Here is a 20,821-nt window from a genome sequence, read left to right as displayed (position 1 = left end):
ATCAGGGAAGCGCGACCAGTCCCCGCGGCGTCTGCGTCTCGAGTTCCGTCTCCCACTCGATATCGAGGCGCTCCCAGCGGCCGCCGAAGTCCTCGCTGACGAACAGGCCCCGGTTGTTCAGCGCGTAGACGACGCCGTCTTCGCTCGTCGTGTCGAAGACGGCGCGGACGACACCGTCGCCGACGGGGAGCCCGTGATCGTCGAGTCGGACCCAGGGCTCGTCGTCGGTGCGGCGGTAGACGTACGACTCGGCCGTCTCGGCCGTGTGGGCGCTCCGAGCGCCGCTCGCACTCGAGACGATGATCGAGTCCGGATCGCCCGGATCGGCGGCGAGACCCCAGCAGTAGGTGTGCTCGAGGCCCGCCTGGGGATGCGTCCAGGACTCGCCGCCGTCGTCGCTCTCGGCGTAGCCGTCGCCGGCTGCGGTGTAGACGCGCCCCTCTCGATCGGGGTGGATCGCCAGCGTGTGATTGTCCCGCCGAGAGCCTTCGGGCCGTTCGTGCCAGGTTTCACCGCCGTCCGTGCTCAGGACGAACGCGCCGGCCTCGATGCCGACGTAGAGTCGGTCGGGGTCGAACGGATCGACCTCGAGCCAGCGGACGTGGTGGGTGTGCGGGCGCGGCGGGAAGTACCACTCCTCGGCGGAGGGGAGGACCGTCAGTCCCGGGAGCAGTGTCCAGGAGTCGCCGCCGTCGGCGGAACGGTAGACGCGACTCGGCTCCGTGCCGGCGTAGACCACGTCCGGGTCGTGCGGGCTGATCGCGAGCGACATGACCGCGTCGCTGACGAACTCGGTCTCGAGGCGCTCGAACGACGGGGTGTCCGCGTCGGCGCTCGGTTCGTCCACCTCGTCGCTCGATTCACCCGCCCGGTCGTCCGCCGCCTGCGCGCGAAAGAGTCCGTCTTCGAAGGTCCCGACGAAGACCCGATCCGGGGCAGCGGGTGAGGCCGCGACGCACTCGAGGTCGTGGCCCTCGAGGTGGGTCGTCACCGTCCAATCGGAATCGGTCGGTCCGCCGGGCGTACACGCGAGGAGTCGATCGCGGAGTGCCGCGTAGAGGGTCGACATAGTTGACTGGACGGGCGCCAGCTACAAACGATCAGGGGTGGCGACGCCGGACGGGCGGTTCGAGGCGACTCGAGTATCGTCTCGACTCGGGAGCGCCGTACTGGAACGGCGGTTCACTGCGAATTTGTTGGCGGAACTGCCAATTGATTTATCGTGACCGTTCCCCCATCGGCTACTGTCACACCGATGAACTCGAGTGCTCGCCTCGCGATTTCAATAGTTCGCGAGTACTCGGTTTCGATCGTCGGAATCGTCCTTCTCGGCACTGTCGGCGCGTACGCGTTCGTGTTCGGTGGCCCCCTCACACTGCTGGTCGTCGAACTCCTGGTTCCGGGGGCGATCGGCGCAGCGCTCGTCTGGTACGGGCTCCGATCGCAGGCTCGCGAGAGCGGAACGCAGCGGGCAGATATCGTCACCGCGTCCTCGGTTACCTGCGGTGCGATCGTCGCAACGTTCTGTGCCTGGAGTATCTACCTCCTCTCGATCAGAGCTGGCTTTACCGACGGGTTCGCCCAGCCGGTGCTCAGTGCGCTAAGTACCGGTATCGCCTTCGGAGCGGTTCTCGGCCACATCTACGTCGAGTTCGCCCACCACTATCGCGAGAACGCACAGCTGTCCCAGGCCATCGACGCCTCGATGGACGGCATCGCCATCGTCGTCGACGATCACCACGCCTACGCCAACGACGCCTACGCCGCTCTCTACGGCGTTCGAAGCGCGGCGGCGCTCGAGGGAACACCCTGGAGAACGTTGTACACGAACGCCGCCCGGTCCACGATCAAACGCGAGGTCCTCCCGGCGCTGGACGAGCGGCGCTACTGGCGGGGAACCCTGACCGGCAAGCGTGCCGACGGGACGACCTTCCCCCAGGACGTCACGGTGAGCGCTCTCGAGTACGGCTCCGTCGTCGTCGCACGCGACGTCTCGGAGCAGCGCGACCGCGAACAGCGCATTCAGGTGCTAAACCGCGTGCTTCGGCACAACCTCCGGAACGCCGTCACCGTTATCCAGGGCCACGCAACCCTCGCGGGCGAGCGGGACTCAACCCTCGAGTGCCGTCACGTCGCCCCCATTCTCGAGGAGATCGACGATCTGATGACGACGGCCGACAAGGCCCGCGGCGTCGAGCGAACCCTCGAGCGGAACGGGACAGCCGAACTGGTCGAGACGACGGCGGTAGTGCGGTCGGTCGTCGACCGCGCGCGAGCCGCGTACCCCGCCGCTCGAATCATCACGCAGGTCGACAAGCAGGGGTCAGCGGCGACCAGACCGAGCGTCGACGGCAGCGTCACCGACGCGCTCGACGAACTGGTCGCCAACGCGATTCAGCACAACGGGCCCCGCGACGACGGCAATTCGGACGGGGAGGGCGGCGACGTGCCGACCGTCGAAATCGCCGTTCGCACCGTCGCGTACGAGACCGAGTCCAGACTCGAGTTCACGGTCACCGACGACGGTGACGGCATTCCCGAAGCCGAACGGCGGGCGGTCCTCGAGGGTCGGGAGACGCAACTTGAACACAGCTCCGGGCTGGGCCTGTGGCTCGTCGCCTGGATCGTCCAGAACGCCGGGGGCGACCTGCGCTTTGCGGATCGGCCCGGCGGCGGCACGATCGTCACGCTCTCGTTCCCGCAGGAGCAGTCGGTTTCGGCGGATGCGGCGACGCGAGCGGCTCCGTAACCGGACTCGGCTCGGGCGTCTATCGCCCCGACGGCGGCCTCGGTTCCGCGTTCGATCCGGTCTCCGACGTCGAGTTGTGCCCTGTGGCCGACGTGCCGCCGGTGATCACCGTCGACATAAGTTGGGACTCGATTCGACGGAGATGTTGGCCGACGGTCCCCGCCGAGCAGCCCAGTCGCTCGGCGATATCCTGATAGGTCACCTCGCGTGGCTCCTGATAGTAGCCCGCCTCGATCGCGATGGAGAGCACCTCGCGCTGGCGCTCCGTCAGATCGGTCAACGGCTGGCCGTCGGAGGGGTCGTACCTGCCGAGGCGTTCGATCTCGAGGTCGACGGCGTCTCGCGTCTCCGCGACGAGCGACTGCAGTTCGCTCTCGCAGCCGATCTGGGAGACCCGAAGACGCGCGTTCTCCGGCCCGGTGTACTCCATCGGGTAGTCGAGCAAGACGGCGTGTCGCCGGTGAATCTCGAAGAGCGTCGTCGTTTGCTCGCTCGGCTGGTAGTGCATCTGCAGGATCGTGTTACCGTCGACGTCGCTGAGCAGGTAATCGAAGACTTTCGAGTCGGGATGCTCGAGTGCGCTGATGATGTCCCCTCGGTCCCCCCGGATCTCACGTCGCGTGACGAACGTTCCGTCGGTGAGGAAGTCGATGTCCTGTATCGTTCTGAGGGTGACTCCGCACTCGCGCAACAGCGCTTCCCCCGGATCGAAGTACCCCTGTTGTGGCGTGAGCACGTATGTCACATATCGCATATCGCATCCCAATACTGTACTGACTAATAATATTTCTGGTTAACAAGATATTGAAGAAAGAGTATAACATAAAATTACTAAGGATAGGTTACGGCCAACGGCTATTGGCGATCGTTGGACTCCGTCGTTGAGAGGGGCAGACGGGATATTTCGGTTCGCGGTGAGTCGGGGCCAGTTCCGCAGGCGACATCGCTCGCGTTCGTCCGAAAAGGAGAGCACTCAAATGGTGGAACGCTTGCGTTCTCGACGCCCTCGCCGGACAGTGCTCGACTCGGACGGGGTCGACCTCGCGGCTCGGATCCGGTCGTGTTTCGCGATAGTCACGATACCGAGACTTCCACCAGAATTAATATACCTCGAACACCAACCGATGGGCCGACAATGACCGACCGGCTGCCGTCCCCGCAATCGCCGACCGCCCTCCCCGCGACCGCCACCGACGAGGACCGTATCGTCGCAACGACACCCCAGCTCACCGCACGCATCGAAGACGCGGTCGGCTGTCGGCTCGACAATAGTGTCCTCGAGGAATTGCTCCTCGAACTCGACCGCGGCGAGTACGTCGAGTGGGTGACGATGACTCGAAACGGCGAGTACGTCTGGGATCTGACCGACTCGCCCGACCGGATCGCCGACGCCGTAGCGACGGTCGTCGTCAAGCGCGTCGAAGCGTGGCTCGAGGCCCAACTGACGAGTGGCGCGTAACTGACGACGGCAGCCCACTCGAGTCGGATCGCGGCTCGAGCACGTCGCTTACGGCCGTCTCGAGGTGAGTGCTATCGACGGGGCATTCGACGGATTCGTGCGAGATAGTCTCACTGTCACAGGATTGATAGCCGCTATCACACGTCGAACACGGCTGACACCAACGGGGTTATGTCCACCCAGTTCGGACCGCTGGTATGACACTCCCCGCCTCCACTACCGACCCCCTGATACCCGATAAGACGACGCTGTACTGTTTCGACTGCGGCCACGAGAGCCCCATCGAGGGCGACTGGAACCGGCGACCGAACGGCGACTCGGTCGACTACGACTGTCCGGTCTGTCGGACGACGATCACCAGCCGACCGAGCCGGGATCGGCAGCCGGCCGGTGACGCGCGGCTGCTTCATTGCTCGAGCGACTGACCGACCTGTTTCTGCGAACTCAGTCCCCGCGGAGGACGAGCGGCCCCATCGCGGACGTTCGCTTCGCGATCGTCGCCAGCCGAAGGATGTAGGAGACGAACAGCAAGAACGGCAGGACACAGATCGTGTACGCGGCGCAGATGACCCACAGCCAGACGTCGATGCCGAGGAGCGTACCGCTGATCGCGGTCCCGTCGACGAGCATCACCATGCCACCCGCGACGACGAGCGCCGGCACCGCGAGATACAGAATTCCCTGCGAGAGTTTGACCAGCGACCACTGGAAGTACAGCGTCTTGATGTACTCGCGGGCGGGGCCGTACATCGTGAGCGCCTCGAGCGTTTCGCGTCCCGCCTCGCGCTGTTCGCTCGTGAGACGCTCCTCGTATTCGTCTAACAGCCAGCGCAGATCGTACATCTTCCGGTCGTAGTTGTAGTTCAGCGCGGCTTTCATCACGGCGAAGGAGCCGAAATCGGCGTTCTCGAGCTGGTCCGTCGCCACCTCCGCGTTCTCGAGGAGGTCTTCGACGTACGCCTCCGTGTGCTCCCGAAAGTCTTCGTCGTCGCTCTCTTGAACCGCGTTTTCGAAGACACGAGCGCGGTCGCTGGTCGCGTCGATGAGTTCCTTGAGAAAGAGCGCGGGATTGGCAGGGCTTGGAAACTCGAGCAACTCATCGGTGTTCTTGTAGAAGTCCATCGCGAGGTCCATCCGCCGGCGCTGTCCGCCGAGCGGGCCGATCTCCTGGGAGAGGACGAGTTGGTTGATCGAGACGACCAGCGTGGTCCCGGTGATGAGCGCGCCGATCAGCGCCTGGAACGACATCTTGACCCAGTCGGTGGTCAACAGTACCTCCTGTGCCGACGGCGGGTTCGAGACGCCCCAGAGCAACAGCGCCCCGAAGATCCCGGCGGCCATCGCCCCGGTGAGCCACCACCGATTCGCGTTGAGCAACACCCAGAGCTTGTAGCGGTTCTCGTCGGCCCGGCCCCGCATCGTGTTGGCGGACGAGAAGTCCTTCATTCGTCCTCGAGCGACCGTTCGAAGATCAGGTACTTCGTCCCGCCGCCGTCGTAGGAGACGGTCTCTACGAGTCGCCAGCCCTCGGCGGCCAGTTCGTTGAGCCGCTTCTCGGGGTTGGCGGACTCGCGTTTTGTGAGTTCCGTGGGGGGCTCGATGGCTTTGTACTCCCAGTCAGCGGACTCGCTGGTCATCTTCGTAAGAGATCACTCGGTGACAGGTGATGGTTGTCCCTGCACCTGATAGAGGTATTTGGGTGGGAGCGGTCGAGCGACCCCGGCACCACCCGACAGCCACAGGGCGAGATCGTGGCCGTCATCGGTCCGGCAACCACCGCCATCGTGATCGGCTCACCACAGCGCGGGCAGTCGGGGAACGACGCTGTCTGAGTCGCGTCGGACTCTAAACTAGATACGCTTCGGTAATCAGTATCGCTCGAGGAGTGTCCGCGCCCGCACTTCGACTTCCATGCTTCAAATCTCAGTTTCGACGACGATTTGCGCCGCTCGCGGGTTTACTCGCCGCGCAGAAATCATGGACTCGTTGGGATTGAGCAAACCCGAAGGGTTTGCGATGTACAGCGAGTCCACGACTGAACGAGCGAAGCGACGTGAAGAAGTGGACTCGCTGGGATTTGAACCCAGGGCCTCTTCCTTGCGAAGGAAGCGATCTACCACTGATCTACGAGCCCTCGACCGTTCCTAACCTCGGTTTCTATTTGTAGCTTGTGTTTCGTGGACGACTCGAGAGTCACCACCACGATCCCCAGCACTCGAGTCCCGCCTCTCATTCGAACTCAAATAGTAAAATCGTAAGTAGTATAATCGTGATTTCTTACCTGCGATTATTATCCTCGTGGCCAGCGAGAGACCGATATGAGTCAGCCACGGTTCGTCACTCGGCGTCGTGGGACTCGCGAGCGACGGGACCCTCGTCGCCGGCGAGTGTACGTACACCACCAGAGAGATGACGAAGAGCGATCTAACCGCTCTCGAGCGACGGACGGCGCAGGTTCGGTGGACGCCACCGGAGGGCACCGAGCTGACACACCACTACTGCTGTTTCTGCCGGTCCGGGTTCTCGGCGGAATTAGAAGCGGTCGCCGAGGATCGAGACGACCTCTCACTGTGCACCCCGGCGGATATCGTCACGGACTGACTTGGAGCACAATCCGACGGCGTACAGCGCAGACCACGATTCGTCGTATTCGACCAGCTACAGCCTCGAGCCGCGCCCACCCGACCCACCGACGTGTAACACGCGAGCGCGTCCGGCCACTAGCCCCACGAGGAGCCCGGTGAAGTGTGCGAGCAGCGCGACGCCGGGCGCGGCGGTGGCCAGCGTCACCGCGACTGCCAGCCCGACGAACACGAGCGCGGCCAGCCACTGCGGAACGTCGACGAACGAGGCCACCCCGGTCGACAGCCGGTTCGAAGCGATCAGGTAGCCAAGCAAGGCGAAGACGGCCCCGCTGGCGCCGAGGACCGGAGCCTGTTCGACCCAGCCGCCGACGAGGGGCATCCCTTCAAAGACCCCGCTGAGGACGATCTGTGAGATTCCGGCGATCACGCCCGTCACCAGGAAGAACGTGTGGAACCGGAGTCGGGTGGTCGCACGCGCCACGGGCCAGCCGAAAACGATCAGCGCGAGGCTGTTCGACACCAGGTGGCCGATCCCGCCGTGGGCGTAGACGCTCGTGACGATCGTCCACGGGTTGGTCGTCAACGGCGGCGCGAGGACGAACAGGCCGGCCATCAGGCCGATTCCGATGATCGCCGCCACCTGTTGGGCCGCAAAGACGACGACGAAGACGATCAGCAGTTCGACGATGGGGCTGCTCGCCCCCTCGGCCGACCCGTCGTCTCCACTGGAGTCGGATCGCAGGTAAGTATCCGACTGCGACCGCGAGCGCCTCGACATACGAGTCTCTGCGACGGCGACCGACAAAAGCGTCCGCACTGACCGTCGAGCGTGAGAACAGTGGGTACGACTCGAGGAGGGTGTTACTGAATGCGAGATTTGGATGCCGACGACTCGAGTGGATTGCTACTAAATGCGGAAATCGGACTCTGAAGACGATGCGAGCGTTCTGCTCATGCCGGCAGCAATGGTTTCCACGTCCTCCCCAGCCGATTCGGTCGTTCCCTGCGGTCTCTCACTCATCCACTGGAAGATGTGTTACATCTTCCGAACAGTCGCTCGCGAAGCTCGCGACGACCTCGCGTGCGTTTGTGAGACGGTTCGCTGTCGGCGAACCGTAGCCCAGCACGCGCCGCTGCATGTGGACTGGTTGGTATCTCATGAGGAAGTCGATGAATCGGACAGCTACCGCTGCGGATCAGCAATCAACGCGCAAAAACGGTGAAAAACGCGAATCGACCGTTAGTCTTCGAGGACGATCTCGATCGAGACGTCGTTCGGCACCTGAATGCGCATGAGCTGGCGGAGTGCGCGTTCGTCGGCGTCCAGATCGATCAGGCGCTTGTGGACGCGCATCTCCCAGTGCTCCCACGTGGCAGTCCCTTCGCCGTCAGGCGACTTCCGGGTCGGCACCTCGAGGGTCTTCGTCGGCAGCGGGATCGGACCGCTCAGGTTGACGCCGGTATTGTTCGCGATCTCGCGGACATCGTCACAGATGTCGTCTAAGTCTTCTGGGCTCGTGCCCGCGAGTCGAACGCGTGCCTGCTGCATTTATTCTTTCTCGTGAACTTCGAGGACCTTTCCGGCCGCGATGGTCTGACCCATGTCGCGGATGGCGAAGCTCCCGAGTTCTGGGATCTCGCTCGACGGCTCGATGCTGAGTGGCTTTTGTGGTCGGATGGTGACCACAGCAGCGTCACCCGACTGGATGAAGTCGGGGTTCTCCTCGGCGACCTCGCCGCTTGCTGGGTCCATCTTCTTGTCGATGGACTCGATCGTACACGCGACCTGTGCCGTGTGTGCGTGGAAGACCGGCGTGTAACCGGCCGTGATCACGGACGGGTGCTGCATGACGACGACCTGCGCTTGGAACGTCTCGGCGACGCTCGGTGGGTCGTCGGCTGGGCCACAGACGTCACCGCGGCGGATGTCGTCCTTGCCGATGCCGCGGACGTTGAATCCGACGTTGTCACCGGGCTCGGCTTTCGGCACCTCTTCGTGGTGCATCTCGATCGTCTTCACTTCGCCGCCCACGTCGCTGGGCTGGAAGGAGACGTTGTCGCCGATGTTCATGACACCGGTTTCGATACGTCCGACTGGGACGGTACCGATGCCGGAGATGGTGTAAACGTCCTGGATCGGGAGTCGGAGCGGCGCGTCCGTCGGTGGCTCCGGTGCCGGCAGGTCGTTGAGTGCCTCGAGCAGGGTACGGCCGTCGTACCACGGCGTGTTCTCGGAGGCTTCGGCGATGTTGTCGCCTTCGAACGCCGAGATCGGGATGAACGAGGCGTCGTCGGTCTGGAACTGAACCTGCTTGAGCAGCTGGTTCACTTCGTCGACGACGTCGTTGAAGGTTTCCTCTTTGTAGTCGACGATGTCCATCTTGTTGATGCCGATGATGAGTTCGTCGATACCGAGGGTTCGGGCCAGGAAGACGTGCTCCTGGGTCTGGGGCGCGACACCGTCGTCAGCGGCGACGACGAGGACGGCGTTGTCCGCCTGGGATGCGCCCGTGATCATGTTCTTGACGAAGTCGCGGTGGCCAGGACAGTCGACGATGGTGAAGTCGTAGGCGTCCGTCGAGAACTCCTGGTGGGCGATGTCGATGGTGACACCGCGCTCTCGCTCCTCGGCGAGGTTGTCCATGACGTAGGCGAACTCGAATCCACCCTTGCCCTTCTCTTCTGCTTCTTCGCGGTGCTGTTCGATGACGTGCTCTGGTACGCTGCCTGTCTCGTACAGGAGGCGTCCCACGAGCGTGCTCTTCCCGTGGTCAACGTGGCCGATGATGGCCAGGTTCTGGTGTTGTTCGCTCATTGTTGTAGCTCACGCGCAGAGGCGCTTATATCGGTCTCTTTTGCTCGTTGCGGTTAAAACCATTTCGAAAGCGTATTTTGCCGAACCCGTCGCCCTCTTGCGGTTTGCCTAGCGTTCACACGGTGTAGGGACGCCGATTCTCGGCTTCCATCGGCCGACGAGAGCAACTGAGCGGCGAGAAGGCGCTGTTCGAGCACCGACAGCACCCCGAACCGATCGGTCTCCCGTCGCCCGCACGACGTCAAAGGGCCAGATCCGGTGGGAAAGCGGAAGTTCGACTGTAGAGCGGTAGGTCGGCGGTAGAGCGGCAAATCGGCGGTAGAGCGGCAGGTCGGCGGTAAAAGGCGAGTCCGGCGGTGATGCACCAGCACCAATTCGACGTCGACGTACGTGCGCGGAAGAAACAACAGCCATAAAATTTCCCGAGTTGATTGGCGAACCGCACGGATCATCGAGAATGAGACGGAGGTGTCGACGGAGGCGACCGCGACCGATGCGCGGAGTTGACGCAGACCAACCGCCTACAGCGGCGGAAGTCGTCCGACGTCGGAGAGGACGGCAGTCGCCGTCTCGGGGCCGCCGGCGCCGCGGCCACTCGAGTGGAGCGAACCCGCGTTCCGCGTCTCGATCTGAACGATGTTTCGCGTCCCGGTGACGGCCAGCGGGCCGTTTTCGGGGACGAGTCGCGGCCCGACGCGGACGCCGTCACGGGTCGCCTCGCCGATGAGGCGAATCGTTCGGCCGTCCTCCGCGGCGAGGTCGAGCGCGCTGCCGGGAATGTTCTGGATGCCCTCGACCGTCGCGTCCTCGAGCGAGAACCCGCCGTCGGCGAGCACGTTCGCGAGGATGACGAACTTGAGCGCAGCGTCGGTGCCGTCGACGTCGAACGTCGGATCGGCTTCGGCCACGCCGAGGTCCTGGGCCTCCGCGAGGACGTGCTCGTAGTCCAGTCCCTCCGCGGCCATTCGCGTGAGGATGAAGTTCGCGGTGCCGTTCAGGACGCCCCGGACGGCGGTCACGGCCTCCGGTGTCGAGTCTTCGATCGTCGAGAGCACCGGAATCGCCCCGCCGACCGTGGCCTCGAAGCGGATCGAACCTTCGCTGTCGGCCTCGAGCGCGCGGAGTTCCTCGTACCGTTCCGCGACGGGCCCCTTGTTCGCTAACACGACGTGACGGTCTGCCTCGAGTGCGCGCTCGACGTGCGAGAAGCCGGGTTCGGCGTCGCCGAGCGTCGTCGGCGTCGCCTCCACGAGCACGTCGTACTCGCTCTCGAAGACGTCGGCGGGATCGCTCGATCCCAGCGCGTCGCCGCCGGCTTTGCGCTCGAGTGCGCCCTCAATGTCGATCCCATCGGGGTCGACCGCGGCAGTCGTAGAGTCGGCGAGCGCGACGACATCGTGTCCGTATTCGCCCGCGAGGTCGGCCACCGAACGGCCAACGTCGCCGGCACCGAGGATTGCGAGTTTCATGCGGTGTCACCTCCGAGGAGGGGTTCGACGACAGTGAGCTCCTTGTCCGAGCCGATCGAGCGAATGGCCTCGAGCGCCGCGTCGGTCTGGCCGGAGTCGATGGCCAGGCGGATACGAGCGCTCGAGACGGCCTCCGTTCCGTTGGGTGCAGAAAGCGAGAGGTCGCGGACGACGGCGTTAGCTTCGTCTTCGATCCGCGAGAGCGTGTTCGACAGGTCGTGTTCGACGATGTTGCCGACCAGCACGACGTTGATCTCCTCGCCGTAGTGTTCCGCGCCGGCCTGAATCACGTTGACGCCGGCGTCGCGCAGGGCGTCGACGATGCCGTCGAATCGATCCGGTGGCGACTCGAGATCGACCTCGACGGGAATGTGCCCGCGAGGCGTCATATTGCCGCGTTCGTGGTGGATGCTCAGCAGGTTCCCGCCGTTGTCGGCGATGGGTGCGAGCGCACGGAGTAACTCGCCGGGTTCGTCGACGAGTTCGAGGCGGACGGTGTAGGCGCGAACGCCGCCGTCCGTCTCCGCGTTCTCTTCCGCGGCGGAATCGTCACTCACTGCCGTCACCCCTTGCTTTCGAGCGTCTACACGTCGTCATGGTATACGACTCCGCAATGGGCGCGTAAAAGGATATAGGAATTCCCAAAATGATCCGCCCCTGTTACCGACGCGCACACCGAGTCGGACGAGGGGTAATCGCGCAGTCGATCGGGATCCGAAACGAGTCGGGACTTAGAGGTGATCCTTCCCGGGGTTCGAGGAGCCCCAGTCGCCGCGGCCGCCCTCGGTGCGGTCGACCCCCATGATCGACTCGGCCTGATCCGGGCCGCCGAGGCTCTCGCGGGGGTCGGGAACGCGGACGGTGATCTCGTCGATTTCGGGCCACGTGAGGAGTTCGGCCTCGATATTACTCGAGGTGATGCCGCTGACCGAACAGCCCTCGCAGCCGCCGCCGAGTTCGATGATCACTTCGCCGGTCTCGGGGTCGGCTTCCCGAACGGCGCTCGTTCCGCCGTGCATCTGAATGATCGGCATCTCTCGAGTGAGCCAGGACTCGACGCGCTCTTTGAGCGACGGCTCGCCGTCCGCATCGGCGTCGGCTGCTGCGTCGGACGTAGTCATTACTCGAACTACGGACTCGAGCGGTGAATAAGGTTTTGACAGCTGCTACCATCCATCAGGATCGATCCTGAGGATTTCGGGCGATGGCGCGGTTACCGGTCGGCGCCGTCGCGGCGACGGAGCCACTCGAGCGCGACGGCCCCGCCGGCGACTCCGGCCACGCCGGCCGCGCCCGTGAATCCGGGGATCGAATCGAGCGGGCCGTCGGACGCCCTCGAGTCGGGTTCGAGGTCGGTCGGGAAGGTGTACAGCGCGCCCTCAGTCTCCGCGCCGGGAATGAGCGGCGTACTGCTCGCGACGAACGTCTCGCCGGGGTCGGCGACGCGAGCGGTCCAAAAGCCGGCCGCGTCGGTGTCGCGCCAGTGGGCCAGTTCCTCGGGTTCGGTCGGGTCGCTCACGTCGTGGATCTTGACGCCGCCCTGGTACCACGAGGAGTAGAGGCGGTCGTCGCGCAGTTCGAAGTTGTGGGCCGTCGTCCACTCCTCGCCGTAGTAGGAGGCATCCTCCGTGGGCGGGGCATCGATAGAAGCGAGTTCCTCGGGCTCGGTCGGGTCGCTCACGTCGTAGAGGTCGATTCCACCGGGGCCGTCGGGTTCGTCGCCGCCCGTCGCCCAGGCCTCCCGGCCGACCGCGAGGAGGTCACCGGTGTCGTCGACCGCCGAGTAGTGATCGTTCCCCGGGAGCCCCATCTGTGCCTCGTCGTCGTCGAGCGCGAGCGACTCCTCAAGGTCGGTGTTCATCACGCGTGAGACGTACTCGGGCTCGGTGGGATCGCTCACGTCGATCAGGTAGGTCCCGGCGTTCCAGTGGGCCAGGTAGGCGATCTCGTCGCGGACGTAGACGTCGTGGTTGTACCGCGCGAACCAGTAGACCTCCTCCCACTCGGGTTCGTGATCGACGAGCGACCAGCGGCCGATCTCCTCGACGTCGTCGTCGCTGACGTCGAAGATGACGAGCGGATTCTCCGACTCGCCGTTGGCGACCACGTAGAGCACGCCGTCCGAAAGAAAGCAGTTGTGGATATGGGAGCCGGTTTCGTAGGGCTCGCCGACGGGGACCGGGTCGGCGGGGTCGCTCACGTCGTACAGTTCGAATCCGTGGAAAACGTCGTCCCCATGTGGGTTTGCCGGGCCGGCGACGACCAGTCGGTCGCCGTCGACTTTCACGTCGAGGATCTCCCGAAACGGCGTGTCGTCGACCTCGAGCGGGAATCGGTCCGCGAGCAGTTCGGGTTCGGACGGATCGCTGATATCGACCGTCGCAAAGCCGTCGGTGGTGGCGAGGTAGGCCGTTTCCCCGTCGTCGCCGACGACGGCTTCGGCGGCCCCGGTGACCTCGACGCGGCCGAGCGGTTCGTAGTCGTCGGGCGCGCTCTCGGCGGCGGCCGCCGTGGCTCGAGTCGTCGCCGTGAGGACGGCCTCCGAGAGCGCTGCGGTAACTCCGACCGCCCCGCTCGTTCGGAGGAGCTCTCTCCGCTGCATACGATAGCCTCGTACCGGCCGCTCAAGTAACGCGTGGTCCGTTCCCGGTCAGTGAGTGAGCGGTTGCCGATCGGAGAGCGAGAAACACCATGCCGAGATCGCGACTCGATACGGTCGTCAGACGGTGTGTCGGGCCGCCAACGTCGTTTTGGGCTGTCAGACGCCGTGTCGGTCCCGGCAGTCGTCACAGATCATCGAACTGAACCACTTTCGCTCGCCGCAACCGTGACAGATCTGGTGCCACTCGAACTCGAGGTCGACGTCGACGGTCGCCGACCCCTCCTCTGTCTCGCACAGCGCCACCTCGACGGAGTGCCTCGTGATCGTGACCGAATCCGGATTGACGAGGAGTATCGACAGCTCCTCGCAGTCCCCCCGGACGTCGTCCCCCGTAGCCATCGTGGCCGGTCAGATATTACCGTCCACAATAAGCGTTCTCCCCAACAGGACAAGAAACGATGAATTAACAGGAATCGGTTACCTGTTCGGCGCCAACGACAGCCCCGCCAATTCGATCGTACAGCGTGTGAGTGGACCGAAACCGACTCCCCGAGCGGCTACCAAGCGAGAAACGGCCACCGATAATCGACGAGCGCGCGGCAGCCACGACTACAGCCGTTGACGGTCACCCGTTCCGCCGGTCAGCGCGCTCGCGAGCGCCCCCTCGACGACGACGTCGTCACCCTGGTCGGTGACGCGGATCTCGGGGACGTTCGTCATCACCGATTCCGCGACGCGTTCGCGGATCGGGTCGACGACCAGTTCCTCGTTGTGCAAGGCGACGGCGCCGCCGAAGGAGACGACGATCGGCGCGAACGCGTGGATGACGTTCGTCACGCCCATCGCGTTCCAGTGGGCGAGTTGCTCGATCGCGTAGTCGGCGAGTTCGTCCTCGCCGGCCAGATCGAAGACGTCTTTCGCCGTGAAATCGGGTCCGTCGAGCGGGAGGTCGGTCTCGATCGTCGGATCGTCCTCGGCGAGCAGTCGGGCGTAGTCCGGGATCGCGTTGCCCGAACAGTAGGCCTCCCAGTGACCGTCGCGGCCGCAGCCACAGGTCAGGCGGCCGCGCGGATCGACGACGTAGTGACCAACCTCTCCGGCGTTGCCGTCCCAGCCGCTCACCACGTTGCCGTCACAGCAGACGCCGGCCCCGATCCCCGAGGAGATGGTGATGTAGACCATGTCGTCGGGGTTCCGGTCGGCGTGGAACCGCTCGCCGATGACGCCGGCGTTGGTGTCGTTGTGGAGGTAGACCTCGTCGCTGTCGATCAGTTTCTCGATGGGACCCGTCAGGGGGATCCGATCGATCGAATCGGGAAGGTTCGCGGGATCGATCACGGTCCCCTCTGCAAGATCGAACGGGCCGATAGAGCCGATTCCAGCGGCGACGATCTCCGTCGGCGTGATCCCGGCGTCGCCACACGCGCCGCGAAGCGTCCGCAGGACGCCCTCCGTCACGTCGATTCCCGTCGGTCCGCGCGGCGTCGCCCGGCGGTCCGCGCCGATCGTCGTCCCGTCCTGTTCGGCGACGACCGCCCGGACGTTGGTCGCGCCCAGATCGACGCCGGCATAGTAGTCCATGCTATCCTAGAAACCGCCGTCGCCGTACTTAACTACACAGATCGTACTCGACTACGAGTAGTGGTTACAAACGGTCGGACCGACGGCCGAAGCGCTCCCACGATCGGTCGCTCGGCGACCTCGAGCCCGCTCGGTGTCCGACCTACCGGACGAACGACGGCGAACGCAGAACCGACCGGCTACTCCATGACGTCGAGATCGCGGAAGTACGTGACCGGGCAGGGTGCCTGCAGGATGATCTCCTGGGAGACAGAGCCGAGTACGGCCTTCTCGGCGGGCGAACGGCGTCGACCGCCGACGACCATCCGATCCGCGTCGACCTCAATCGCCATGTCGACGACCTTGCTGCTGACCTCGCCGAGTGCACCGCGGACCTCGTAGTCGACGCCGGCGTCCGCGAAGATTTCCTCCAGATCCCCCACCGGTGCGCGTCGGGCGGCGACCTCGTCGGGATCGACGTCCTCGACGCGGGCGTCGAAGCCGAGATCGTCGTGGATGTCCTCGTACTCGTCTTCCGTGAACGCGTGACCGATCACGACCGTTGCATCGAGCGGCTCTGCGATCTCGAGGACGGTATCGGCGAGTTCCCCCGCTCGGACGGTATCCATCGGCCCGACAGCAAGCAGTATCGTATCGATCGCCATACCATCACAGTGGTGGTGCCATCCGCTTAAGTATTCTCGTCGTCGCAGTATTCCCGAACCGGACGAAGCCGACTCGAGAGCGGGCTTCGTCGCCGTTTCGAGATCGAGGTGGCAACATGACTACTGGTGTCGAGAAATGCCGACAGCGCCGGAGACCGAGAGTGCAGTGCGACTACCGCGTCGAAACTCCGCCGATCACTCCTCGAGATCGTCGTTCCGGACGAACGTCACCGGACACGGCGCCGACAGCAGGACTTCCTGGGCCGTCGAGCCGAATACCGCTTTTCCGGTCGGGGATCGACGACGGCCGCCGACGATCACGCGATCGACGTCGTTGCTGGTCGCGAGATCCACGATCGTCGGCCCGTGTTCGCCGATCGCACCTTTGATAACGTGATCGACATCGTGCTCGTCGAGGACGGTACGGAGGTCGATGATCGACTGGTGGCGTCGAGCGACGTCGTCGGGATCGATCTCGTCCGTGGCGCGGTCGAACTCGAGTCGCGTGAGGACGTCGTCGTACTCGCTGCTGGTGAACACGTGCGCGAGGATGACGGTCGCGTCGGCCGGCTTGGCTACTTCGACGACCGATTTTGCCAGTTCGTCGATTCGATCGGTGTCGCCAGGTCCGACGGCGAGCAGGACGGTTTCTAACTCCATACTGCCACTATTCCAACGGAGTACCGTAAAGCCACGTTTTTTGCGAACGTCCCGTTCCGTCTCGTTCGGCCACAGCGGGCCACATACGCCACACAAGGGCCGTCGTTCCGGTCGCTTTTTCCACGCCGAACCCGTTGAGAGAGACGAGATATGGACGGACCAGATTTGGCTGATCGAACGGTGCTCGTAACGGGGAGCGCGAAGGGCGTCGGCCGGGCGCTCCTGCTGGCGACGGCCGACTGCGGGGCGAAGACGGCCGTCCACTACCACACGAGCGCCGATGCGGCCCGCGAGGTGGCCGACGACGCGCTCGAGCGCGGCGCGAGCGACGCGATGACGGTGCAGGGAGACGTCACCGATCCCGAGAGCGTCGACGGACTGTTCGGGGCCGTCGAGTCCGAACTCGGTCCCGTCGATGTCCTCGTGAACAACGTCGGCGACTTCGCGCCCGCCCACTGGGAAGAGATCGAGTTCGACGCCTGGAACCGGGTGCTCGAGACCAACCTCAACGGCACCGCACTCTGTTCGAAGCGCGCCTTGCCGAACCTGCGCGAGGGCGAGTACGGCCGGATCGTGAACATCGGCTACGCCTCGAGCGAGAAGGGCCTCGTCAGCCCGAAGAACTTCCCCTACTTCGTCGCCAAGGCCGGGGTACTGATGTTCACGCGGATGCTCGCGGCCGACACGCAGGGCGACGACCTGACGGTCAACGCTATCTCGCCGTACGTCGTCGAAAACTCCGACGAGTTCCCCGATGAGTTACCTCGAGACCGGCCCGCGAGCTTCGAGGACCTGATCCAGCCGCTGTACTTCTTCCTGGATCCCGAAAGCGGGTACATCAGCGGGGAAAACGTGGAGGTCGACGGCGGCTGGTTGCCCGAGACGGTCTGAGGTCAGGTGTCGAACGACTCAAGCTTCTGGACGAGACGGGCGTACAGATCAGGAGCACAGTACCACCCGGCGTCGATCATCGAATCGATCGTTTCGCGCGCTTCGGAGACGGAGATAGTCCCTTCTTTTGCACACAGAAGGACGATGTACGCCGTCCCTCTGGTTTCGATTTCTTCGACTTCCGCGGCAGTCCGCCCGGCGGCTTCGTCCATCACGGCGATCGCATCGCACGTATCAGCACAGGCGAGCACGGCGACGTCTGCGGGACTCAGATTCGGGTTCTGTCGTAATCGGGCCGTCAGCGGGGTTTCCTCAGCGGTGACGCTCTCGAATATCCCCTCATCGACGCATCGTTCGATACGACGTGCATCAGCGTATCCGGCCTCGAGACCGTCCGTGACGACTTCCGCGTACACTCGTTCTGGGATCCAGCACTGGTCATCGAATTTCGACACGAGTGCAAGTCGGTCGGCTTTTGCGAGATAGATGAGCGGTGTCGAGTCGAACACCCACATTCACAGTTCCTCGAGATCGGCTTCGAGATGGTCGCTCGAGACCCACGTCTGTTCACGGTCCTTCGTGAACTGTGCGAACTCCCAGACGGACATGTCCGCGAGTTCGGCGGCCTTCGCGAGCGTCACCTCGCCAGCAACGAGGCGCTCGAGTGCGCGATCGCGACGCCACTCCTCGAGACCCTCTGCCAGAAACTTTCGAACTGCCGTACTTCGGTCGAGTCGTTCCGCTTCGAGGAACTCTTCGAGCTCCGCTTCGAGCTCGTCGGGCACCCGAGTCGAGATCGTTCCCATATGTACACATCGCACACAATGCATACAAGTGTTTTGCTCGTCCGAACGAGGACCCTCTACATATAACTCGAGTCACCCCCACGAGACACACATGACCGGCAACGTACGCGCGATCCACATCGCACCCGAACAGGGTGAACCGATGGAACAGTTCGAAGAAGTACGCGCCGTCGCCGACCAGGGACTCGAGGGCGACCGCTACTTCGACACCGACGGGACGTTCGCGGATCGGGACGGCAGCGACCTCACGCTCATCGAACGCGAAGCGCTCGAGGGCGTCGCGGACGAGTACGACATCAGCCTCGAGCCGGGCGTCCACCGCCGGAACGTGACGACCGAAGGGGTCGCGCTGAACCACCTCGTCGGGGAGCAGTTCCGCGTCGGTGACGTCGTCTGCGAGGGCGTCGAACTCTGCGAGCCGTGTTCGTACCTCGAGCGACACCTCGAGAAACAGGGCGTCCGGGAGGCGCTGGTCCACCGCGGCGGGCTTCGAGCGCGGATTCTCAAGGGCGGATCCCTGACTCCCGGCGTGACCGTCGAACGGGTCGACGAGCGGACAGACTGATCACAGATACGGAATACCGACCACATATGTTCGGGAACTGGCGGCCGACGGAAACAGAAGCTACATTTTCGTGAGGCCGAAGGGAGACGTATGAACGAGCCGGGCATCCAGTCGCTGATGGATCAGGAGACGCTCGAGCGACGCGTGCAGGCCGGCGAGACGCCGTCGTGGGTCGTCGACCACTGGGAGACGTTCCGAGACGGGCTGCTCGGCGAGCGAAACGGAACCCCGTTTCCCTGTTTCTTCGGCGCCGAGTCCGTCCAGCAGGGCGACCCGCTCTACACCGCCGTCCCTTCGATGAGCGACGCGGACGCGCTCTTGACGCTCCGGGATCGAATCCTCGAGTACCTCGAAATCTATCAGGACCACTCCGAGCGCGCGTCGCTGGTCACCTTCTTCGAGCCGCCCGAGCGGTCGCTCTCCGAGCGGGAGTACCACGACGCGCTCTGGCACATCCTCCAGACGCTACACCTCCACGATCCCGAGCCGTGGCCCGAGGACATTCCGACCGATCCCGACGATCCCTACTGGGAGTTCTGTCTCGGCGGCGAGCCGATGTTTCCGACCTGCCGAGCGCCGTTCTACGAGGACCGGAAGAGTCGCTACTGTCCGATCGGCCTCGAGATCACCTTCCAGCCCCGCGCGCTGTTCGAGAATATGGGCGTCACGGGCGACACCGAGGCCGGCCAGCACGCCCGCGAGGTCATCCAGGGCCGACTCGAGGAGTACGACGGCGTCTGCCCGCACGCCGACCTCGGCGACTGGGGCGTCGACACCGACCGCGAGTGGCCCCAGTACCTGTTTTCGGAGGACGAGACGCAGGCTCCCTCGACGTGTCCACTCACGGTGACGCGGGAGCATCCGAAACCGGCCGCGAGGTTGCCGTAATGGTGGTCGATGACGCCGACCGCGAGGGGCGACTCGAGGACGCCGCGCTCCTCCTGATCGACCTCCAGACCGGGTTCGACGACTCCGGGTGGGGCGAGCGAAACAATCCCGAGGCCGAAGCGAACGCGGCGCGCCTGCTCGCACACTGGCGCGAGACGGATCGGCCGGTGGTCCACGTCCGTCACGACTCCACGGAGCCGGACTCGCCGTTGCGGGGAGATAGTCCGGGGTTCGCGTTCAAATCCGAGACGGCCCCGCTCGAGGGCGAGCCGACGATGACGAAGTCGGTCAACAGCGCGTTCATCGGGACGGACCTCGAGGAGTGGCTTCGGGAGCGGGCCCTCGAAACGGTCGTTATCGTCGGGCTCACGACCGACCACTGCGTCTCGACGACGACGCGGATGGCGGAGAACCTCGGGTTCGATCCGATCGTGGTCGCCGACGCAACCGCGACCTTCGACCGACGGTTCGACGGCGAGGCGTTCGACGCCGAAACGGTCCATCGGACCGCGCTGGCCCACCTCGAGGGCGAGTTCGCGGACGTGGTTCGGACCGGGGAGGTAGTCGGACTCGAGTCGCAGTCATAGCGCGATCTGCGCGATCGATATTTCGGGGTGTATTTTGGCGAACTGAACGGGTGTATTCAGTCACTCGCCTAATCAAAACAACAGGTGCTTAATATTGTGGGAGACTAATATAGGTCCGTGGAATATGAGATGGTCAACCACGATGAGGTTTTTGACGCATTGGCGGACAGCCACCGACGACAGATACTAGTCAAATTGCTCTCCAGTCCCCGATACATCCCAAAACCATCTGGGATTTCCCGGGAAATTGCAGAAGCGGACGAAAATCTACTTCGGAGACATCTATCCAGTTCTCGAACGATTGTAGAAGTAGATGAGTACTCGGTCAGTATGCACCACATCCACCTTCCTACATTGGCAGAGAACAGATTCATCGAGTGGGATCGCGGTGACAATCTCGTACTACAAGGCCCTCGTTTCGACGAGCTAAAACCCCATCTCAGTCTATTGGCCGAACAGCAGGATGGACGCCGTACAGAAGGTCCCGTCGTAACTCATCGTAAGTGAGGTTTGGTTGAGA

General features: G+C 64.0%; 25 protein-coding genes, 1 tRNA gene and 1 pseudogene. 9 read left to right on the top strand and 18 right to left on the bottom strand.

Translation table 11 applies throughout. From position 1 onward, the window contains the following. Position 1: 1 nt before the first annotated feature. Positions 2-1,069 carry a WD40/YVTN/BNR-like repeat-containing protein gene (locus ACSFC5_RS03010; protein ID WP_440763782.1) on the bottom strand — a complete coding sequence of 356 codons (1,068 nt, stop codon included), beginning with the start codon at positions 1,067-1,069 and terminating at the stop codon, positions 2-4. A gap of 186 nt (positions 1,070-1,255) precedes the next feature. Here ACSFC5_RS03010 and ACSFC5_RS03005 point away from each other — a divergent pair, with 186 nt between their 5' ends. After that, positions 1,256-2,749, top strand: a complete 1,494-nt coding sequence (locus tag ACSFC5_RS03005; RefSeq protein ID WP_440763781.1) for an ATP-binding protein — start codon at positions 1,256-1,258, stop codon at positions 2,747-2,749. Between the two features lie 19 nt (positions 2,750-2,768). On the opposite strand, the gene ACSFC5_RS03000 is transcribed toward ACSFC5_RS03005, so the two are convergent. After that, positions 2,769-3,503 (bottom strand): helix-turn-helix domain-containing protein, encoded by a 735-nt coding sequence (locus ACSFC5_RS03000; protein WP_440763780.1) that lies wholly within the window; start codon positions 3,501-3,503, stop codon positions 2,769-2,771. Positions 3,504-3,884: 381 nt separating this feature from the next. Between ACSFC5_RS03000 and ACSFC5_RS02995 the strand changes: the two genes are divergently transcribed. Then, a complete protein-coding gene (locus ACSFC5_RS02995; RefSeq protein WP_440763779.1) occupies positions 3,885-4,208 on the top strand; it encodes a hypothetical protein in 324 nt (107 codons plus the stop codon). Between the two features lie 197 nt (positions 4,209-4,405). Further along, entirely contained in the window at positions 4,406-4,633 is a 228-nt protein-coding gene (locus ACSFC5_RS02990; RefSeq protein ID WP_440763778.1) for a DUF8106 domain-containing protein, read from the top strand. Positions 4,634-4,652: 19 nt separating this feature from the next. Here the strand turns inward: ACSFC5_RS02990 and ACSFC5_RS02985 are convergent, their stop codons facing one another. The 3 genes from ACSFC5_RS02985 to ACSFC5_RS02975 form a co-directional block, all read right to left on the bottom strand. Further along, a complete protein-coding gene (locus ACSFC5_RS02985) occupies positions 4,653-5,654 on the bottom strand; it encodes a DUF7972 family membrane protein (protein WP_440763777.1) in 1,002 nt (333 codons plus the stop codon). Beyond that, on the bottom strand, positions 5,651-5,845 hold the full coding sequence (locus ACSFC5_RS02980) for a DUF4177 domain-containing protein (protein WP_440763776.1): 195 nt from the start codon (positions 5,843-5,845) through the stop codon (positions 5,651-5,653). The genes ACSFC5_RS02985 and ACSFC5_RS02980 overlap by 4 nt, the downstream gene beginning before the upstream one ends. A gap of 425 nt (positions 5,846-6,270) precedes the next feature. Continuing rightward, a tRNA-Ala gene (locus ACSFC5_RS02975) sits at positions 6,271-6,342 on the bottom strand. Between the two features lie 206 nt (positions 6,343-6,548). Here ACSFC5_RS02975 and ACSFC5_RS02970 point away from each other — a divergent pair. Further along, positions 6,549-6,809 (top strand): annotated as a pseudogene (locus ACSFC5_RS02970) (ATP-binding protein); the annotation flags it as partial. A 57-nt stretch (positions 6,810-6,866) separates the two neighbouring features. On the opposite strand, the gene ACSFC5_RS02965 reads toward ACSFC5_RS02970, so the two are convergent. From ACSFC5_RS02965 to ACSFC5_RS02915, 11 genes are all read right to left on the bottom strand, one after another. Further along, complete coding sequence (locus ACSFC5_RS02965) at positions 6,867-7,571, bottom strand: rhomboid family intramembrane serine protease (RefSeq protein WP_440763775.1); 705 nt, start codon at positions 7,569-7,571, stop codon at positions 6,867-6,869. Positions 7,572-8,033: 462 nt separating this feature from the next. Further along, positions 8,034-8,342 carry a 30S ribosomal protein S10 gene (gene rpsJ, locus ACSFC5_RS02960; protein ID WP_006090080.1) on the bottom strand — a complete coding sequence of 103 codons (309 nt, stop codon included), beginning with the start codon at positions 8,340-8,342 and terminating at the stop codon, positions 8,034-8,036. Next, positions 8,343-9,608 carry a translation elongation factor EF-1 subunit alpha gene (gene tuf, locus ACSFC5_RS02955; protein ID WP_440763774.1) on the bottom strand — a complete coding sequence of 422 codons (1,266 nt, stop codon included), beginning with the start codon at positions 9,606-9,608 and terminating at the stop codon, positions 8,343-8,345. It lies immediately after the preceding gene. A gap of 521 nt (positions 9,609-10,129) precedes the next feature. Then, positions 10,130-11,077 (bottom strand): homoserine dehydrogenase, encoded by a 948-nt coding sequence (locus ACSFC5_RS02950; RefSeq protein WP_440763773.1) that lies wholly within the window; start codon positions 11,075-11,077, stop codon positions 10,130-10,132. Next, entirely contained in the window at positions 11,074-11,643 is a 570-nt protein-coding gene (locus ACSFC5_RS02945; RefSeq protein ID WP_440763772.1) for an amino acid-binding protein, read from the bottom strand. The genes ACSFC5_RS02950 and ACSFC5_RS02945 overlap by 4 nt, the downstream gene beginning before the upstream one ends. Positions 11,644-11,808: 165 nt before the next feature. Continuing rightward, positions 11,809-12,198: a NifU family protein gene (locus tag ACSFC5_RS02940; RefSeq protein WP_440763771.1), complete on the bottom strand. Its 390-nt coding sequence runs from the start codon at positions 12,196-12,198 to the stop codon at positions 11,809-11,811. A gap of 92 nt (positions 12,199-12,290) precedes the next feature. Then, the gene (locus ACSFC5_RS02935) at positions 12,291-13,679 is read right to left on the bottom strand and encodes an LVIVD repeat-containing protein (protein ID WP_440763770.1); all 1,389 of its coding nucleotides are present in this window, start codon (positions 13,677-13,679) and stop codon (positions 12,291-12,293) included. A gap of 156 nt (positions 13,680-13,835) precedes the next feature. Further along, positions 13,836-14,078 carry a hypothetical protein gene (locus ACSFC5_RS02930; protein ID WP_440763769.1) on the bottom strand — a complete coding sequence of 81 codons (243 nt, stop codon included), beginning with the start codon at positions 14,076-14,078 and terminating at the stop codon, positions 13,836-13,838. Positions 14,079-14,288: 210 nt separating this feature from the next. Next, a complete protein-coding gene (locus ACSFC5_RS02925) occupies positions 14,289-15,260 on the bottom strand; it encodes an ROK family protein (RefSeq protein ID WP_090302985.1) in 972 nt (323 codons plus the stop codon). A 179-nt stretch (positions 15,261-15,439) separates the two neighbouring features. Further along, positions 15,440-15,904, bottom strand: a complete 465-nt coding sequence (locus ACSFC5_RS02920; protein WP_440763768.1) for a universal stress protein — start codon at positions 15,902-15,904, stop codon at positions 15,440-15,442. Positions 15,905-16,099: 195 nt separating this feature from the next. Further along, complete coding sequence (locus ACSFC5_RS02915) at positions 16,100-16,564, bottom strand: universal stress protein (RefSeq protein WP_440763767.1); 465 nt, start codon at positions 16,562-16,564, stop codon at positions 16,100-16,102. 150 nt (positions 16,565-16,714) lie between these two features. Here ACSFC5_RS02915 and ACSFC5_RS02910 point away from each other — a divergent pair, with 150 nt between their 5' ends. Further along, positions 16,715-17,455, top strand: a complete 741-nt coding sequence (locus ACSFC5_RS02910) for an SDR family NAD(P)-dependent oxidoreductase (protein ID WP_440763766.1) — start codon at positions 16,715-16,717, stop codon at positions 17,453-17,455. A gap of 2 nt (positions 17,456-17,457) precedes the next feature. Here ACSFC5_RS02910 and ACSFC5_RS02905 read toward each other — a convergent pair whose 3' ends face one another. Next, entirely contained in the window at positions 17,458-17,970 is a 513-nt protein-coding gene (locus ACSFC5_RS02905) for a PIN domain-containing protein (protein WP_440763765.1), read from the bottom strand. Further along, positions 17,971-18,261, bottom strand: a complete 291-nt coding sequence (locus ACSFC5_RS02900; protein WP_440763764.1) for a UPF0175 family protein — start codon at positions 18,259-18,261, stop codon at positions 17,971-17,973. 91 nt (positions 18,262-18,352) lie between these two features. Here ACSFC5_RS02900 and ACSFC5_RS02895 point away from each other — a divergent pair, with 91 nt between their 5' ends. The 4 genes from ACSFC5_RS02895 to ACSFC5_RS02880 all read left to right on the top strand — a co-directional run bounded on the left by ACSFC5_RS02895 (position 18,353) and on the right by ACSFC5_RS02880 (position 20,808). After that, entirely contained in the window at positions 18,353-18,826 is a 474-nt protein-coding gene (locus tag ACSFC5_RS02895; protein WP_440763763.1) for an MOSC domain-containing protein, read from the top strand. Between the two features lie 90 nt (positions 18,827-18,916). After that, positions 18,917-19,714, top strand: coding sequence for a YqcI/YcgG family protein (locus ACSFC5_RS02890; protein ID WP_440763762.1), 798 nt, complete (start codon positions 18,917-18,919; stop codon positions 19,712-19,714). Beyond that, positions 19,714-20,301 (top strand): cysteine hydrolase family protein, encoded by a 588-nt coding sequence (locus ACSFC5_RS02885; protein ID WP_440763761.1) that lies wholly within the window; start codon positions 19,714-19,716, stop codon positions 20,299-20,301. The genes ACSFC5_RS02890 and ACSFC5_RS02885 overlap by 1 nt, the downstream gene beginning before the upstream one ends. 129 nt (positions 20,302-20,430) lie before the next feature. Beyond that, on the top strand, positions 20,431-20,808 hold the full coding sequence (locus ACSFC5_RS02880; protein ID WP_440763760.1) for a DUF7344 domain-containing protein: 378 nt from the start codon (positions 20,431-20,433) through the stop codon (positions 20,806-20,808). Positions 20,809-20,821: the final 13 nt, after the last annotated feature.

Origin of the sequence: Natronorubrum marinum (assembly GCF_052040125.1) — an archaeon.
In the GTDB taxonomy this organism is placed as follows: Archaea; Halobacteriota; Halobacteria; order Halobacteriales; family Natrialbaceae; genus Natronorubrum.
This window is presented reverse-complemented; position numbering and strand designations above follow the sequence as displayed.

What these genes read in the sequence shown, in the direction of transcription:
- ACSFC5_RS02920 (WP_440763768.1), bottom strand. Translation starts at nt 15,904, where the DNA reads ATGGCGATCGATACGATACTGCTTGCTGTCGGGCCGATGGATACCGTC.
- ACSFC5_RS02995 (WP_440763779.1), top strand. Translation starts at nt 3,885, where the DNA reads ATGACCGACCGGCTGCCGTCCCCGCAATCGCCGACCGCCCTCCCCGCG.
- ACSFC5_RS02915 (WP_440763767.1), bottom strand. Translation starts at nt 16,564, where the DNA reads ATGGAGTTAGAAACCGTCCTGCTCGCCGTCGGACCTGGCGACACCGAT.
- ACSFC5_RS03005 (WP_440763781.1), top strand. Translation starts at nt 1,256, where the DNA reads ATGAACTCGAGTGCTCGCCTCGCGATTTCAATAGTTCGCGAGTACTCG.
- ACSFC5_RS02930 (WP_440763769.1), bottom strand. Translation starts at nt 14,078, where the DNA reads ATGGCTACGGGGGACGACGTCCGGGGGGACTGCGAGGAGCTGTCGATA.
- ACSFC5_RS02905 (WP_440763765.1), bottom strand. Translation starts at nt 17,970, where the DNA reads ATGTGGGTGTTCGACTCGACACCGCTCATCTATCTCGCAAAAGCCGAC.
- ACSFC5_RS02935 (WP_440763770.1), bottom strand. Translation starts at nt 13,679, where the DNA reads ATGCAGCGGAGAGAGCTCCTCCGAACGAGCGGGGCGGTCGGAGTTACC.
- tuf (WP_440763774.1), bottom strand. Translation starts at nt 9,608, where the DNA reads ATGAGCGAACAACACCAGAACCTGGCCATCATCGGCCACGTTGACCAC.
- ACSFC5_RS02965 (WP_440763775.1), bottom strand. Translation starts at nt 7,571, where the DNA reads ATGTCGAGGCGCTCGCGGTCGCAGTCGGATACTTACCTGCGATCCGAC.
- ACSFC5_RS03010 (WP_440763782.1), bottom strand. Translation starts at nt 1,069, where the DNA reads ATGTCGACCCTCTACGCGGCACTCCGCGATCGACTCCTCGCGTGTACG.
- ACSFC5_RS03000 (WP_440763780.1), bottom strand. Translation starts at nt 3,503, where the DNA reads ATGCGATATGTGACATACGTGCTCACGCCACAACAGGGGTACTTCGAT.
- ACSFC5_RS02950 (WP_440763773.1), bottom strand. Translation starts at nt 11,077, where the DNA reads ATGAAACTCGCAATCCTCGGTGCCGGCGACGTTGGCCGTTCGGTGGCC.
- ACSFC5_RS02980 (WP_440763776.1), bottom strand. Translation starts at nt 5,845, where the DNA reads ATGACCAGCGAGTCCGCTGACTGGGAGTACAAAGCCATCGAGCCCCCC.
- ACSFC5_RS02900 (WP_440763764.1), bottom strand. Translation starts at nt 18,261, where the DNA reads ATGGGAACGATCTCGACTCGGGTGCCCGACGAGCTCGAAGCGGAGCTC.
- ACSFC5_RS02990 (WP_440763778.1), top strand. Translation starts at nt 4,406, where the DNA reads ATGACACTCCCCGCCTCCACTACCGACCCCCTGATACCCGATAAGACG.
- ACSFC5_RS02925 (WP_090302985.1), bottom strand. Translation starts at nt 15,260, where the DNA reads ATGGACTACTATGCCGGCGTCGATCTGGGCGCGACCAACGTCCGGGCG.
- rpsJ (WP_006090080.1), bottom strand. Translation starts at nt 8,342, where the DNA reads ATGCAGCAGGCACGCGTTCGACTCGCGGGCACGAGCCCAGAAGACTTA.
- ACSFC5_RS02940 (WP_440763771.1), bottom strand. Translation starts at nt 12,198, where the DNA reads ATGACTACGTCCGACGCAGCAGCCGACGCCGATGCGGACGGCGAGCCG.
- ACSFC5_RS02910 (WP_440763766.1), top strand. Translation starts at nt 16,715, where the DNA reads ATGGACGGACCAGATTTGGCTGATCGAACGGTGCTCGTAACGGGGAGC.
- ACSFC5_RS02890 (WP_440763762.1), top strand. Translation starts at nt 18,917, where the DNA reads ATGAACGAGCCGGGCATCCAGTCGCTGATGGATCAGGAGACGCTCGAG.
- ACSFC5_RS02885 (WP_440763761.1), top strand. Translation starts at nt 19,714, where the DNA reads ATGGTGGTCGATGACGCCGACCGCGAGGGGCGACTCGAGGACGCCGCG.
- ACSFC5_RS02880 (WP_440763760.1), top strand. Translation starts at nt 20,431, where the DNA reads ATGGTCAACCACGATGAGGTTTTTGACGCATTGGCGGACAGCCACCGA.
- ACSFC5_RS02985 (WP_440763777.1), bottom strand. Translation starts at nt 5,654, where the DNA reads ATGAAGGACTTCTCGTCCGCCAACACGATGCGGGGCCGGGCCGACGAG.
- ACSFC5_RS02895 (WP_440763763.1), top strand. Translation starts at nt 18,353, where the DNA reads ATGACCGGCAACGTACGCGCGATCCACATCGCACCCGAACAGGGTGAA.